At 56.2% G+C, this 13,439-nt stretch carries 17 protein-coding genes; 9 read left to right on the top strand and 8 right to left on the bottom strand.

Annotated elements, in window-relative coordinates; all coding sequences use genetic code 11:
* Positions 1 to 11 precede the first annotated feature (11 nt).
* Both grxB and G9X48_RS19575 read left to right on the top strand, forming a co-directional pair.
* Positions 12 to 647 (top strand): glutaredoxin 2, encoded by a 636-nt coding sequence (gene grxB / locus G9X48_RS19580; RefSeq protein WP_097641375.1) that lies wholly within the window; start codon positions 12 to 14, stop codon positions 645 to 647.
* A 58-nt stretch (positions 648 to 705) separates the two neighbouring features.
* Positions 706 to 1,008 (top strand): putative quinol monooxygenase, encoded by a 303-nt coding sequence (locus G9X48_RS19575; RefSeq protein WP_004386042.1) that lies wholly within the window; start codon positions 706 to 708, stop codon positions 1,006 to 1,008.
* A gap of 59 nt (positions 1,009 to 1,067) precedes the next feature.
* On the opposite strand, the gene G9X48_RS19570 is transcribed toward G9X48_RS19575, so the two are convergent.
* From G9X48_RS19570 to yqhD, 3 genes are all read right to left on the bottom strand, one after another.
* On the bottom strand, positions 1,068 to 1,577 hold the full coding sequence (locus tag G9X48_RS19570) for a DUF3828 domain-containing protein (RefSeq protein ID WP_097569930.1): 510 nt from the start codon (positions 1,575 to 1,577) through the stop codon (positions 1,068 to 1,070).
* A gap of 76 nt (positions 1,578 to 1,653) precedes the next feature.
* The gene (gene dkgA, locus G9X48_RS19565) at positions 1,654 to 2,481 is read right to left on the bottom strand and encodes a 2,5-didehydrogluconate reductase DkgA (RefSeq protein ID WP_007774512.1); all 828 of its coding nucleotides are present in this window, start codon (positions 2,479 to 2,481) and stop codon (positions 1,654 to 1,656) included.
* Between the two features lie 105 nt (positions 2,482 to 2,586).
* Complete coding sequence (gene yqhD / locus G9X48_RS19560; protein WP_105629549.1) at positions 2,587 to 3,750, bottom strand: alcohol dehydrogenase; 1,164 nt, start codon at positions 3,748 to 3,750, stop codon at positions 2,587 to 2,589.
* A gap of 190 nt (positions 3,751 to 3,940) precedes the next feature.
* Between yqhD and G9X48_RS19555 the strand changes: the two genes are divergently transcribed.
* Positions 3,941 to 4,834 (top strand): AraC family transcriptional regulator, encoded by an 894-nt coding sequence (locus G9X48_RS19555; RefSeq protein WP_076727096.1) that lies wholly within the window; start codon positions 3,941 to 3,943, stop codon positions 4,832 to 4,834.
* Between the two features lie 28 nt (positions 4,835 to 4,862).
* Here the strand turns inward: G9X48_RS19555 and yghB are convergent, their stop codons facing one another.
* Together yghB and metC are read right to left on the bottom strand one after the other, a co-directional pair.
* Positions 4,863 to 5,516 (bottom strand): DedA family general envelope maintenance protein YghB, encoded by a 654-nt coding sequence (gene yghB, locus G9X48_RS19550; protein ID WP_097641377.1) that lies wholly within the window; start codon positions 5,514 to 5,516, stop codon positions 4,863 to 4,865.
* Between the two features lie 117 nt (positions 5,517 to 5,633).
* A complete protein-coding gene (gene metC, locus G9X48_RS19545) occupies positions 5,634 to 6,821 on the bottom strand; it encodes a cystathionine beta-lyase (RefSeq protein WP_097641378.1) in 1,188 nt (395 codons plus the stop codon).
* A gap of 249 nt (positions 6,822 to 7,070) precedes the next feature.
* Between metC and exbB the strand changes: the two genes are divergently transcribed.
* The gene (gene exbB, locus G9X48_RS19540) at positions 7,071 to 7,805 is read left to right on the top strand and encodes a tol-pal system-associated acyl-CoA thioesterase (RefSeq protein WP_007871016.1); all 735 of its coding nucleotides are present in this window, start codon (positions 7,071 to 7,073) and stop codon (positions 7,803 to 7,805) included.
* A gap of 4 nt (positions 7,806 to 7,809) precedes the next feature.
* Positions 7,810 to 8,235 carry a TonB system transport protein ExbD gene (gene exbD, locus G9X48_RS19535; RefSeq protein ID WP_097641380.1) on the top strand — a complete coding sequence of 142 codons (426 nt, stop codon included), beginning with the start codon at positions 7,810 to 7,812 and terminating at the stop codon, positions 8,233 to 8,235.
* A gap of 68 nt (positions 8,236 to 8,303) precedes the next feature.
* Here exbD and G9X48_RS19530 read toward each other — a convergent pair whose 3' ends face one another.
* On the bottom strand, positions 8,304 to 9,200 hold the full coding sequence (locus G9X48_RS19530; RefSeq protein WP_007897776.1) for an SDR family oxidoreductase: 897 nt from the start codon (positions 9,198 to 9,200) through the stop codon (positions 8,304 to 8,306).
* A gap of 169 nt (positions 9,201 to 9,369) precedes the next feature.
* On the opposite strand from G9X48_RS19530, the gene fucR reads away from it, so the two are divergent.
* Positions 9,370 to 10,110, top strand: coding sequence for an L-fucose operon activator (gene fucR / locus G9X48_RS19525; protein WP_007897774.1), 741 nt, complete (start codon positions 9,370 to 9,372; stop codon positions 10,108 to 10,110).
* Here the strand turns inward: fucR and G9X48_RS19520 are convergent.
* Positions 10,096 to 10,515 carry a cytoplasmic protein gene (locus tag G9X48_RS19520; protein WP_105629548.1) on the bottom strand — a complete coding sequence of 140 codons (420 nt, stop codon included), beginning with the start codon at positions 10,513 to 10,515 and terminating at the stop codon, positions 10,096 to 10,098. The two genes, fucR and G9X48_RS19520, sit on opposite strands and share 15 nt — an antisense overlap.
* A 5-nt stretch (positions 10,516 to 10,520) precedes the next feature.
* Positions 10,521 to 10,922 carry a hypothetical protein gene (locus G9X48_RS19515; RefSeq protein ID WP_004384867.1) on the bottom strand — a complete coding sequence of 134 codons (402 nt, stop codon included), beginning with the start codon at positions 10,920 to 10,922 and terminating at the stop codon, positions 10,521 to 10,523.
* A 105-nt stretch (positions 10,923 to 11,027) separates the two neighbouring features.
* On the opposite strand from G9X48_RS19515, the gene G9X48_RS19510 reads away from it, so the two are divergent.
* From G9X48_RS19510 to G9X48_RS19500, 3 genes are all read left to right on the top strand, one after another.
* Positions 11,028 to 11,528 carry a hypothetical protein gene (locus G9X48_RS19510; RefSeq protein WP_007774537.1) on the top strand — a complete coding sequence of 167 codons (501 nt, stop codon included), beginning with the start codon at positions 11,028 to 11,030 and terminating at the stop codon, positions 11,526 to 11,528.
* A 75-nt stretch (positions 11,529 to 11,603) separates the two neighbouring features.
* A complete protein-coding gene (locus tag G9X48_RS19505) occupies positions 11,604 to 12,101 on the top strand; it encodes a TIGR00645 family protein (protein WP_004384868.1) in 498 nt (165 codons plus the stop codon).
* A gap of 163 nt (positions 12,102 to 12,264) precedes the next feature.
* Positions 12,265 to 13,395: a mechanosensitive ion channel family protein gene (locus tag G9X48_RS19500; protein ID WP_004384869.1), complete on the top strand. Its 1,131-nt coding sequence runs from the start codon at positions 12,265 to 12,267 to the stop codon at positions 13,393 to 13,395.
* Positions 13,396 to 13,439: the final 44 nt, after the last annotated feature.

Here is a 13,439-nt window from a genome sequence, read left to right as displayed (position 1 = left end):
TGGAGAATTGCATGAAGCTGCATATCTACGAGCACTGCCCGTTCTGTGTCCGCGCCCTGATGATTTTCGGCCTGAAAAAGCTGCCGGTTGAGGTGTGCGTCATTATGGAAGGCGATGCCGACACGCCGATCCGCATGGTCGGGCGCAAAGTGGTGCCGATTCTCGAAAAAGACGACGGCACGTATATGCCGGAGAGCATGGATATCGTGCGCTACGTGGATGGGCTTGCACAGCCGCGCGTGACCGACGCGCCGGTGGATGAGGCCATTAAACAGTGGTGCGAGTCGGTATCGACCCCGCTGTTTAATCTGGCGATCCCGCGCTTTACCGAGGGCGATTTCGCCGAGCTGGCGACGCCACAAGCGCGTCGCGCCTATACCGCGCGTGAAGAGAAAGCGTTTGGCGATTTAGCCGCACTGCGCGCGCAGACGCCAGCGCTGCTGGCGCAGGTGAATTCAGATCTGAACGCGCTGGAGCCACTGGTAGCCGGGCGACAGGCCATCGATACCACCGATTTTATTCTCTTCCCGCTGCTGCGCTCGCTCACGATTGTCAAAGGCGCGGCGTTTGGCCCGCAGGTGAGCGCGTATATCGAGCGCGTGTCGGCACAGACAGGGGTGGCGCTGTTAAGCGCCCAGGCGAAATAAACGCGACGGGCAGAAGGCGCGCCGCTTGTCCTGGTAAATATGATTGCAGGAGTAAAACATGACCGTTCCGGTAGTAGCTATTTTCGTCAGTAAACCTGGCAAGGAAGAGACGCTTGAGCAGCTGTTTCGCGGCGTCATCGAAAAAACGCATGCCGAAGAGGGCTGTATCGTGTATCAGCTCAACCGCGACACGGAAAATCCGCGCCGTTTTGTCTGGACGGAAGAGTGGGAAAGCCGCGAACTGCTGCAAAAGCATTTACAGTCGGCGCACATCATTCATCTCTTCTCGGAGCTGCCGAAGTACATCGAAACGTCCAGCGTAATGATGCTCGATAAACTCGCGGGCGGCCCGGCGAAATAACGCGGCCGCAGACACAAAAACGGCTTGCCAGTGGCAAGCCGTTTTTTATTACGAAGGTCTCAGGGAGAGACGGTATCGTTGTTCGTGCTATCGGCGCGCAGCTGCTGGCCGCTCTCCTGCAACGATTTATAGAGGCTGCCGTTGCCGTTCATGATGTCATCGATGCGCCAGCGGCCTTTCTCGTTAACCAGCGCGAAGCTCTGGGTGGTGGCATCCGGTGAGCTGCGGAACGGGCGGAAAGTAATGGTGGCTTTGGCGTGTGTCGCGTCGCTGTTAGTGACGTTAATCTTATCCACGGCCAGATCGTCCCAGTCCTGGCAATAGCAGATGGGATCGTAATCGAGAAAGCCGACTTCACCGCCTGAGAGACGGGTATCTTCTTCCACCAGGCTCAGCAGGCGATCGGAGAGGATCTGCTGCTCGCCTTTACTGGCAAAATCCACCGGTTCATTGCCTTTGGCATAGCTCTGGTAGAGCGATTTCAGAAATTGCGTAGGGGTCTGTGCGTCCCCCTGCGCCAGCGTGCTGGCGGAAAAAAACAGCATAACTAACGCTAAGCGGTGCTTCATCGGAACTGGTCCTCAAACGTCCGTAAACAGGCCTGCGTAGTATGCTGTTTTTTCTTTTTGCCGCCAACTGGCGCGATTACCCGCCGAACTGTTCTGGATCCGGGCCGAGGCGTTTGCCCTGGTCGAGTTTCGCGATTTCGCTGAGTTCGTCTTTATCCAGACGGAAATCCCAGACGTTAAAGTTTTCCGCGATGCGCGTCGGGGTGACGGATTTCGGGATAACGACCAGGCCGCTGTCGAGATGCCAGCGAATCACAATCTGCGCCGGGGTCTTGCCATATTTATCCGCCAGCTCGCGAATAATTTTCTGGTCAAATACGCCTTCGCCGCCCTGCGCCAGCGGGCTCCAGGATTCCGTCTGGATCTTGTGCGTGGCGTTCCAGGCGTGCAGCTGGCGCTGTTGCAGCAGCGGGTGCAGCTCAATCTGGTTGATAACCGGCGTCACGCCCGTTTCGTCGATGATGCGTTGCAGATGCTCAACGTTAAAGTTACACACGCCGATGCTCTTGATGAGTCCTTCCTGTTGCAGCTCAATCATGCCTTTCCAGGCCTCGACATAGCGGTCGATAGCCGGCACCGGCCAGTGCATCAGATAGAGATCCACATAGTCGAGTTGCAGCTTTTCAAGGCTCTCTTCCAGCGCCTCGCGCGGACGTTTCTGATCGTCGTTCCAGAGTTTGGTGGTGATGAATAACTCATCGCGCGCAACGCCCGCGCTTTTCAGCGCGTCGCCTACGCCTTGTTCATTCTTATAGGCCGCTGCGGTATCGATGGAGCGGTAGCCCACCTCCAGCGCTTTGTGAATGGCGGTGACGACATCTTCGTTAGTCGCCTGCCATACGCCGAGGCCGAGCTGGGGCATCAGGTTGCCGTCATGCAGCTTAATTACGCCTGGATTTGCCATATTTCCTCCTTTTGAGCTAACACACCGGGGCAAGCTGCCCCGGCGCAAGTCAGTGAGTTAAGTCTGGTCGAAATAGCCAAAAACGAAAGCTCGCGGGTAAAAAGCTTAGCGGGCGGCTTCGTAAATGCGGCGGCTGACGTCAAGCGTAATATCTTTATGTTCGCCAAGCGCGGTGAGGCCGTGCTCTTCAAGCTTCGCCAGCAGCGCCGGAATGGAGCTGCCGTCCAGACCGTAATCGCTCAGGCGGGTTGGCGTGCCCATGGTTTCGAAGAAGCGGCGGGTGGCGGCAATCGCGGCGTCGATGCGCTCATCATCGCTGCCTTCGGTGATATTCCAGACGCGCTCAGCGTACTGCAGCAGTTTGGCGCGCTTCTCATTGCGCTTCTCGTTCCAGAGCGCTGGCAGCACAACCGCCAGCGTCTGGGCGTGATCCAGGCCGTGCATCGCGGTCAGTTCATGGCCGAGCATATGCGTAGCCCAGTCCTGCGGCACGCCCGCGCCGATAAGCCCGTTCAGCGCCTGAGTCGCGGCCCACATCAGGTTGGCGCGCACGTCGTAATTTTCCGGCTCTTTCAGCGCTTTCGGGCCTTCTTCGATAAGCGTCAGCAGAATGCCTTCCGCGAAGCGGTCCTGAATTTTAGCGTTCACCGGATACGTGACGTACTGCTCGACGGTGTGAACAAAAGCGTCCACCACGCCGTTCGCCACCTGGCGCGGCGGCAGGGTGTAGGTGTAAACCGGGTCGAGAATGGCGAAACGCGGCTGAACATGCGCGGAGTGGAACGCCTGTTTGTCACCTGTAGCGCGACGCGAAACCACCGCGCCTTTGTTGGATTCTGAACCGGTTGCTGGCAGCGTCAGGACGGAGCCCATCGGGATGGCGCTGGTGATTTCGCTACCGCCGGTTTCCAGGATATGCCACGGATCGCTCGAGGACGGATAGTGCGCGGCGGCCGCGATGAATTTCGTGCCATCCAGGACAGAACCGCCGCCGACGGCGAGTAAAAATGTCACTTTTTCTTTACGCACCAGTTCAACGGCGTTCACCAGCGTCTCGTAAGACGGGTTGGGTTCGATACCGCCGAACTCCAGCACGTCAAGGCCGTTCAGGGCGCTATAGACCTGATCGAGCACGCCGGTTTTTTTGACGCTGCCGCCGCCGTAAGTCACCAGCACGCGGCTGTCTGCCGGAATAAGCGCGCGCAGTTCGCTGATGGCGCCTTTACCAAAGGCGATATGGGTCGGGTTATGGAGGTTAAAGTTGTTCATCGAAAACTCCTTCTGGAATAAACGTCATGCATCAGGCATGAAGCATTGACGTCTATTCTCGGCGCGGTGACGTACAGCCTCAATGCTCATTCCTGCCTTTCTCTTGCCCATTTCTCTTTGCCTCTGGAGGAAATCGGATTTTTTGCGCACACTGAACGCCGGTTGAAAGGGCTGTCTGGAGTCGCTGTTAATGAATCGCGATGCAATATGTCGGAATATCACAGAAGAAATTAAGCGCTTAAAAGAGAAAGAAAAAACGCTGAGCTTTTTGCCGCCGGAGATACGCCTGCTCTACGGCACGACGCCCGGCGCGCGCACGCCGGTGATTTATCAGCCCGGCATCATATTTCTCTTTTCCGGCCATAAAACGGGTTATCTCAACGATAAGGTTTTCCGTTACGATCCGCGTGAATATCTGCTGCTGACGGTGCCGCTGCCGTTTGAGTGCGAAACCTTCGCCACAGCGGAAGAACCGCTCGCGGGCATTCGCATTAATATTGATGTGCTCCAGCTTCAGGCGCTGGTGATGGAGATTGGCGAGGATGATCATTTCCGGCCCGCGCCGTGCTCGTGCGGGATTAATTCCGGCGTACTGACCGATGACATTCTCTGCGCCGTCGAGCGGTTGCTGGAAGTGTTAGAGCAGCCGCTGGATGCGCGCATTCTTGGCAAACAGATCGTGCGCGAAATTCTCTACCACGTGCTGAAAGGGCCGGGCGGCGGGGCGCTGATGGCGCTGGTAAGCCGCCAGACGCATTTCAGCCTGATAAGCCGCGCGATAAGGCGCATCGAAACCCGCTACGCCGAAAGCCTGACGGTCGAGCAACTGGCGGCGGAAGCCAACATGAGCGTCTCGGCGTTTCACCATAATTTCAAAGCGGTGACCAGCACCTCGCCGCTGCAATACCTGAAAACCTGGCGGTTGCAGAAAGCACGGCTGCTGATGGCGCATAACGGGATGAAGGCCAGCGCAGCGGCGATGCAGGTGGGGTATGAGAGCGCGTCGCAGTTCAGCCGTGAATTTAAACGCTATTTCGGGGTGACGCCGGGAGAGGATGCCGCGCGCCTGCGCGCGCTGTCGTGAGCGGAGCCTGCGCTCCGCCCGGAAAGACTTACTGCGTTTTTTTCTTTAAGACGACCAGCAACGCGCCAAGCAGGCCAATGACCAGCAGCGCGATGGGCAGGATCATCAGGAAGGTCATCACCTGATCTTCATGGCGTTTCACAAACGGGATCATGCTGAGCGCATAGCCAAAGCCGGTCACCACGCCGACCCAAATTACGGCGCTCAGCCAGTTGAAGAGCTGGAAGCGACGGTTAGAGAGCCCGGAGATGCCCGCCATCGTCGGCAACAGTGTGCGCACAAACGCCAGGAAACGGCCGGTCAGCAGCGCCAGCAGGCCGTGGCGATCGAACATGCAGGTGGCGCGGTGATGGTATTTCGCCGGTAGCTGCGCGAGCCAGCCGCGCACAATACGCGTATTGCCAAGCCATCTCCCCTGGACATAGCTCAGCCAGCAGCCGAGGCTTGCTGCGCTGGTGAGGATCACAAGCGTCGGCACAAAATCCATGACGCCCTGCGCTATCATCGCGCCCGCCAGCAGCAGCAGGCTATCGCCCGGCAGAAACGACGCCGGCAGCAGACCATTTTCTAAAAACAGCGTGGCAAACATCACACACCAGACCACGCCGACAATGTGCGGGTCCGCCAGCGCGGCAAAATCGTGATGCCAGAGCGCAGCGATAATATCCTGGATAACAGCCATGGGAGATCCTGTGGAACAGCGGAATTGCCTTATTGTACCTCTAAATGGGCCGTTACATCTGCACTACAGGTTCAACAAACCCTCTCTTTTCCTGGGATAACGCGGTTTTTTTTCACTTCAGGCGATACGACGGAAGGCCGCGTCGAGATCGGCGATTAAATCTTCAACGTTTTCGAGCCCGATATGCAGGCGCACCAGCGTGCCGGTGAAGTCCACGCCGCCCGCCGGACGGATCGCTGCAAGCTCTTCCGGCTGGTTGGCGAGGATCAGCGACTCATAGCCGCCCCACGAATAGGCCATGCTGAAATGCGCGAAATTATCGAGATAATGCGCGAGCTCTGCGTCGCTAAGGCGTTTGTCGAGAATAAAAGAGAAGAGGCCGCTGGCCCCGCTGAAATCGCGCTTCCAGAATTCATGGCCTTTACTGCCCGGCAGCGCCGGATGATTGACGCGCGCCACCTGCGGATGCGCCGCCAGCCATTGCGCCACGCGCAGGCCGCTTTCATGATGCTGGCGCAGGCGCACCGCCAGCGTGCGCAGGCCGCGGCTGGTGACATACGCGGAATCGGCGTCCGCCATCTGGCCCATCAGATAAGCGTTCTCGCGAAGCGTATCCCAGCAGCGGGCGTTGGCAACCGCCGTGCCTATCATCGCGTCCGAATGCCCGACCAGATATTTGGTGCCTGCCTGAATCGAGATATCGACGCCGAAATCGAGCGCCTTAAAAAGAATGCCCGCCGACCAGGTGTTGTCCATCATTATTATGGCATCCGGCGCGACGCGGCGTACCGCCGCGACAATCGCGGGCACGTCGTGAACTTCCATCGTGATGGAGCCGGGCGATTCCAGAAACACCACTTTGGTGTTCGGCTGAAGGTACTTTGCGATGCCATCGCCCGCCAGCGGGTCGAACCAGGTGGTGGTGACGCCGAATTTCGTGAGAATTTTAGTGCAGAAATCCTGGGTCGGCTCATACGCGCTGTTGGTCACCAGCACATGATCGCCCTGTTCGACAAACGCCAGAATCGTGTTGGCGACCGCCGCCGCGCCGCACGGAAACAGCGCGCAACCCGCGCCGCCTTCCAGCTCGCACATCGCCTCCTGAAGCGAAAAATGCGTCAGCGTGCCGCGTCGCCCGTAAAACAGTTCGCCCTGTGCGCGCCCGGCGGTGGCCTGCTTTTTCGCGGCCACGCTGTCAAACACCAGCGATGAGGCACGCTGAATCACGCTGTTCACCGAGCCTTGCGTGTAACGTTTTGCGCGCCCGGCCTGCACCAGCGCCGTCTCGATGTGTTTGTCGGTCATGGCTTTCCCCTGTCTGAACGTCTGGATGTCTAAATCTACGTTACCACGGAAAATCGCCATCGCCTCGCGCTGTTTTTATTCTGGCGTCAAAGATGAAAAAACGTCATCTGAACGCCTTTCCTGTCTGAGCGCAAAGAAAAAAATTTCGCGCTGGCTCACCATGCAAATACTAATGAGAACTACTATCAATTCGATGTCATTTTGATATCATTGTGAGCAGTTTTGTGACTTTCGTCCTGGAGATGCACAGTGGGAAATAATTTGATGCAGACGGATCTTTCCGTCTGGGGCATGTATCAGCATGCCGACATCGTGGTGAAAATCGTCATGATTGGCCTCATTCTGGCGTCCGTCGTGACCTGGGCGATTTTCTTCAGTAAAAGCGTTGAGCTGTCTGGCCACAAACGCCGCCTTAAGCGCGAACAGCAGGAGCTGGCTGGCGCCCGCACGCTGGACGACGCGCGTGAAATGGCCGAACGTTTCGGCCCGAAAAGCCTGAGCGCGCGCCTTATTGAAGAAGCGCAGAATGAGCGTGAACTCTCGGCGGGCAGCGAAGATAACGAAGGTATTAAAGAGCGCACTGGCTTTCGCCTTGAGCGCCGCGTGGCGGCGGCAGGGCGTCACATGGGGCGCGGCAACGGTTATCTCGCGACCATCGGCGCGATTTCGCCGTTTGTGGGTCTGTTCGGCACCGTGTGGGGCATCATGAACAGCTTTATCGGCATCGCGCAGTCGCAAACCACCAACCTCGCGGTGGTGGCACCAGGTATCGCCGAAGCGCTGCTCGCGACGGCCATCGGTCTTGTCGCCGCTATCCCGGCGGTGGTTATCTATAACATCTTCGCGCGCACCATCGGCAGCTATAAAGCCACGCTTGGCGATGTGGCAGCCCAGGTTCTGCTGCTGCAAAGCCGCGATCTGGATCTTGAAGCCAGCGCCCAGGCGCAGCCGGTGCGTACCGCTCAGAAACTGCGTGTAGGTTAATCCTATGGCGATGCGTTTTAACGAAAATCTCGATGATAACGGCGAAATGCACGAAATTAACGTCACGCCGTTTATCGACGTGATGCTGGTGCTGCTGATTATCTTTATGGTGGCGGCACCGCTTGCGACGGTCGATGTGAAGGTGAACCTGCCGGCCGCGTCCAGCGAGCCGCAGCCGCGCCCGGAAAAACCAGTCTATCTGTCGGTGAAGGCGGATAAAACGATGTTTATCGGCAACGATCCGGTGACGCGTGATTCGATGATTAGCGCGCTCGACACCCAGACCGGCGGCAAGAAAGACACCACGATTTTCTTCCGCGCGGATAAAACCGTCGACTACGAAACCATGATGAACGTGATGGACACGCTGCATCAGGCGGGCTATCTGAAAATCGGCCTGGTCGGACAGGAAGTGACGAAAGCGAAGTAACGCTTACGCTTTCAGCCAAAGAAAAAGCGCGGCATAAGCCGCGCTTTTTTATTGTCCCGAAGGGGCAATTAACTCAGGTGCTCGCCGCCGGTGACACCGTGAACCTCGGCGGTGACATAGCTCGATTCCTGGCTTGCCAGATAGACATAAATCGGCGCCAGTTCCGCCGGCTGGCCTGCGCGCTTAAGCGGCGTCTGCTGGCCGAACTGCGGGATTTTCTCCTGCGGCTGACCACCGCAGATTTGCAGCGGCGTCCAGATAGGGCCTGGGGCCACGATATTCACGCGAATGCCTTTTTCCGCTACCTGTTTGGCAAGCCCGCGGCTGTAGTTGAGGATAGCGGCCTTCGTGGACGCGTAATCCAGCAGATGCGGGCTTGGCTGATACGCCTGAATGGATGACGTGGTGATAATGCTGGCACCCGGTTTCAGGTGCGGCAGCGCCTCCTGGGTTATCCAGAACAGCGCGAACACGTTAGTCGCATAGGTTTTCTGGAACTGCTCGCTGGTGAGATTCGCGATATCCTCAACGGCGGTCTGCTTACCGGCCACCAGCGCCAGAATATCCAGCCCGCCCAGCTCTTTAATGGCGCGGTGCACCAGATCGCGGGCGAATTTCTCGTCGGTCAGATCGCCTGGGATCAGCACCGCTTTGCGGCCCGCCTCTTCAATCAGCGCCTTCACTTCTTCGGCGTCCTGCTGCTCCTCCGGGAGGTAGTTCAGCACCACGTCCGCGCCTTCTCGCGCGTAAGCAATGGCGGCAGCGCGACCAATACCGGAATCGCCCCCTGTCACCAGTGCCTTACGATCCTGAAGGCGACCACTTCCCTTGTAGCTTTTCTCACCGCAGTCCGGCACCGGCTCCATTTTGGCCTGAATGCCCGGCGCAGGCTGTTTCTGCTTTGGATATTCCCCGGTGAAGTACTGGGTCGTCGGGTCCTGGATCTTGTTCTGGTCGTTCGCCATAAGTTCCTCCTCGTTATCAAAGCGTCCTCTAAGGGTAGTGCCTCATGCTGCGCTGTCGAAAATTATCAGGATTTTCTGTATTTCCGGCGCGGCCCGGTTCTCCTTTTTGCGCGTCTGCTGCAATAATGAACAGCGTGCAATCCAGGCCATTCACCGTCGGAGCAGCAGGATGAAAAATGAGCGTCAGCAGAAGATTATCAGGCTCTTGTGGGCGCATGAGGCGCTGAGCACCCAGGCGCTGGCGCACCGCCTTGCTGTAAGTCAGGAGACCATCCGGCGCGATCTGAGCGAGCTGCAGCGCGCCGGGAAAATTCTGCGCAGCCACGGGCGGGCGCGGGCACTGCGGCGTGATGTGCAAAGCCATGACGATCCGTTCCAGGCGCGCATGAAAAGCCACCATGCGCATAAGATGGATATCGCGCGTAATGCGCTAAACTGGCTCGACGCCGGAATGGTGGTGGCGCTCGATGCCAGCACCACCTGCTGGTATCTGGCGCGGCAGTTGCCGGATATCCCGCTCACCATTTTCACCAACAGCGTGCGGGTAGGGCAGGAGGTCGCCAGACGCGAGCAGATAACGCTTATCAGCACCGGCGGCATTCTGCATCGTCAGGCGGCGTGCTATGAAAATCCGTCGCTGCCTGCGTTATTGAAGCATATCGATATCGATCTGTTTCTTTTCTCATGCCAGGGGATTGATGAAGCGGGCACCATCTGGGACGCGCGCTCGTGGAACGCGGAGTACAAAACGCTGCTGCTGCGCCGGGCGGCGCAATCGCTGCTGTTGATAGACCGAAGCAAGCGTAATCGTACCGGGGATGTGCAAATCGGAACGCTGGATCAGGTGACGGAGGTAATAACGCAGGAGGAAAACGGCGGACAGAACGCGGGCGCGCTACTTGTCGGGTGAGGCGACGGGCGGTTCGGGAAGCGGCGTGACGGAAGAAGTCTGGCAGTTACCCTCGGCGAGCCTGCGGCTTAACATCAGCGTTTCGGCTTCCTGCGCTTTAATCTGCTGATAATTTTCTTCAATCGCCTTCAGGATTTGCGCGCGCAGCTGCGGATAACGCTTCATGATCTCTTCAAGTACAGCGCCATAAACCTCTTCTTTCACCAGAAACGGATAGATTTCGCGGCGATTTTGCCATTTCAGTTGAACCAGGGCGGCCGGTATCGTCAGCACGGCCCGGGTATAACCGGCAATGGCTTCATTTTTTTCATTAATCAGCGCCTGCAAATTCTGACTTAAGATAAATTTCTGTTCTTCTTGCTTATCTAAAGTGAAATATTGGTGGCTGGAGGTTATTTCCGTCACGCCAGTTAATCCTCGAACTTATAAAAAACGGGGGCGTCTTTTTCCTGGGTAATGAGATTAAGCCAAATTTTATTACCCGCTTCATTTATCTGCGCGGTTTTCGTGGCGATCAGTTCAGCCAATTCTTCAGCGCTAATAGCATTATCTTCGACCAGTTTATTCAGGACTTTAGTGTAAGCCTCAATTTTAACCACACTGAGCAGGCGTGCTTTAATATGGCGGTCGCGTTCTTCCAGCAGTACGTTGCCGCTCTGGCCCGCCAGAGATTTGCCGCTCAATATGTCCGTTTCATATTCTTCGAGCTTTGGCTTTCCCTGAGTTAAATTTTCGCTATTTTGTTCGCCGGAGGGGTGGTTGTCGGGTGTGGGAATACGATAACGCGCCGGCACAAGATTGTCGGGCAACATTGATGTTATTTCCTTTTATATCAGAAGGATAAAGAAATACGCCGGATGGTTTTCGTTGACAATAACATGCCGGAAAATTAAAATCAAAAAAAACGGAGCCTGCGCATGAACAGTATTTTTTATTCTGTCATTACCTTGCTGCTGCTTTTAAGCGGCGTGCTTTTTTTTATGAAAGAAAATGGTGCCAATAAACCAGACAACGCTTCTGGCGCAGATCCCATCCCGCCGCGTAACAAAGAAGAGGGCGAGGACCATTTCTCCGCGCTCCTTAACGCAATTACGCCATTGTGGTACTGGCGCGTTAATCATGAATATATCGATTTTACGAACGCCACCATTAAAAAAATGACATTTGAAGAACTGAACGCCACGCCGGGTTTATTTGAGGCGCAGCGCCGTTGCAGTAATCTTAATTCAGCCGTTTATAAATATTACGATAATTTAAAAAAACGCTGTCTGAACGGTGAGTTAGTCACTTTCTCTGATATCGAAGTGCTCAACCTGCGCCACTGCTTCCATGAATTCAGCCAGGAAGCCTATCCGCAACTGGTGGCGATCGTCTGGCCCGAGTTCCAGCGCCCGCAGGTCGATATCACCCAGGTCTGATCCCTTCCGTCTGTTGTCAGACCGTCACCTCTGTGCGTTATACTGAAAGCCATTCTGGCTATTTTTCAGGACGCTATGGAACGCTTTATCGAAAACGCAATGTACGCCTCACGCTGGCTGCTGGCCCCGGTTTATTTCGGGCTTTCTCTGGCGCTACTGGCGCTGACCGTCAAATTCTTCCAGGAAATTATTCACGTTCTGCCGAACATTCTGACGATTGCTGAGGCGGATCTGATCCTGCTGTTACTGTCGCTGGTAGACATGACGCTGGTGGGCGGATTGCTGGTCATGGTGATGTTTTCCGGCTATGAAAACTTCGTCTCCCAGCTTGATATTCATGAAGGTAAGGAAAAACTGAGCTGGCTGGGGAAAATGGACGCCAGCTCGTTGAAAAATAAAGTGGCAGCGTCGATTGTCGCCATCTCCTCCATTCACCTGCTGCGTGTCTTTATGGATGCGAAGAACGTGCCGGATAATAAATTGATGTGGTATGTCATTATCCACCTGACATTTGTGCTGTCGGCGTTTGTGATGGGGTATCTGGATAAAATCTCCCGCTCCAAAGGGTATTAAGCCGTTACGGCGTGAAACCCCGCTCTGTTAATTTCTGCATTAAGCCCCTTCTGATGAAGGGGCTTTTTTTATGCTTGAAGACAGCCTAAACCTATGAAAAGAGCCCTATTAGCGATGGTCTATACTCAGGTTTCACTTTAGGGCTACCGACCAGGGAGGAAGAATGGATTACATTCTGCACACCAATTTTTTGCGCCTGATGACATCATTAACGTTCTGGGGAAATGTCTTGCTGGTGCTGGCGATAACCCTCGTCACTTACTGGGTCGTCAGTAAAATTCTCGCGATACTGCACAAGCGCATCGCGCGCTGGGCGGAGGAACATAATAACGGCTCAGCGTATAAGGTCTTTCTCGACGTATTAAGAAAGACGCGACGCATTTTGATCCTCTTCGCCGCCTTTCTTTTCAGTTTGCAGTTTGTCAGCCTGCCTGACCGGATACACAGTACCATTTCCCACGCCTGGTTCCTGGTGCTGGCGTTGCAAATCGCGCTCTGGTTCGATCAGGCGGTGCAGTCGTGGCTGCACCATTCCCTAATGCGCCCTGGCACGCACCGTAATCCGGTGACGATGGTTATTCTGGGGCTGATAATCCGCGCGCTGATCTGGGCGGTGATGCTACTGTCGATTCTTGCTAACGCCGGGGTCAATATCACCGCGCTGGTGGCGAGCCTCGGCGTCGGCGGTATCGCTATTGCGCTGGCGGTGCAGACGGTGCTGAGCGATGTGTTCGCCTCGCTCTCGATTGGCTTTGACAAACCCTTTGAAATTGGCGATTTCATCGTCTTTAACGATGTCTCCGGCACCATCGAACATATCGGCCTGAAAACCACGCGTATCCGCAGCTTAAGCGGCGAGCAGATTGTCTGCGCGAACGCCATTCTGCTTCAGCAAACCATTCACAACTACAAGCGCATGCAGACGCGCCGTATCGTATTCACCTTTGGCGTCTCGCTCGCCACGCCGCCGGAGAAGCTGCGCCAGATTGGCCCGATGGTGAAATCCATTATCGAGCAGAGCGGTGATACCCGTTTCGACCGCGCGCACTTCGCCACTTTTGATCAGGATCGCCTGACCTACGAAGTGGTGCACATCATTAATACGGCGGATTACAACCAGTACATGGACCTGCAGCAGGAGATCAACCTGCGCATTATGGAAGGGCTTCAGGAGCTGGGTGTGCGCCTTGCGCTGCCAAGCCGTGTGATTATCCAGCCTGATGTGCCGGAAGAAGAAAAGCCGCAGGAGGCGGCTGAAGAGGGCCGAACCCCACCCGCAGCAAGCCCGGCGTAACGCGCGATAAACAGCAAAACCCGCCCCGGTGCGCCGGCGGCGGG

This window comes from Cronobacter sp. HA18006, from assembly GCF_011605445.1.
In the GTDB taxonomy this organism is placed as follows: Bacteria; Pseudomonadota; Gammaproteobacteria; order Enterobacterales; family Enterobacteriaceae; genus Cronobacter; species Cronobacter sakazakii.
The sequence above is the reverse complement of the archived record's forward strand: the minus strand, read 5'-3'. Positions and strand labels throughout refer to the sequence as shown.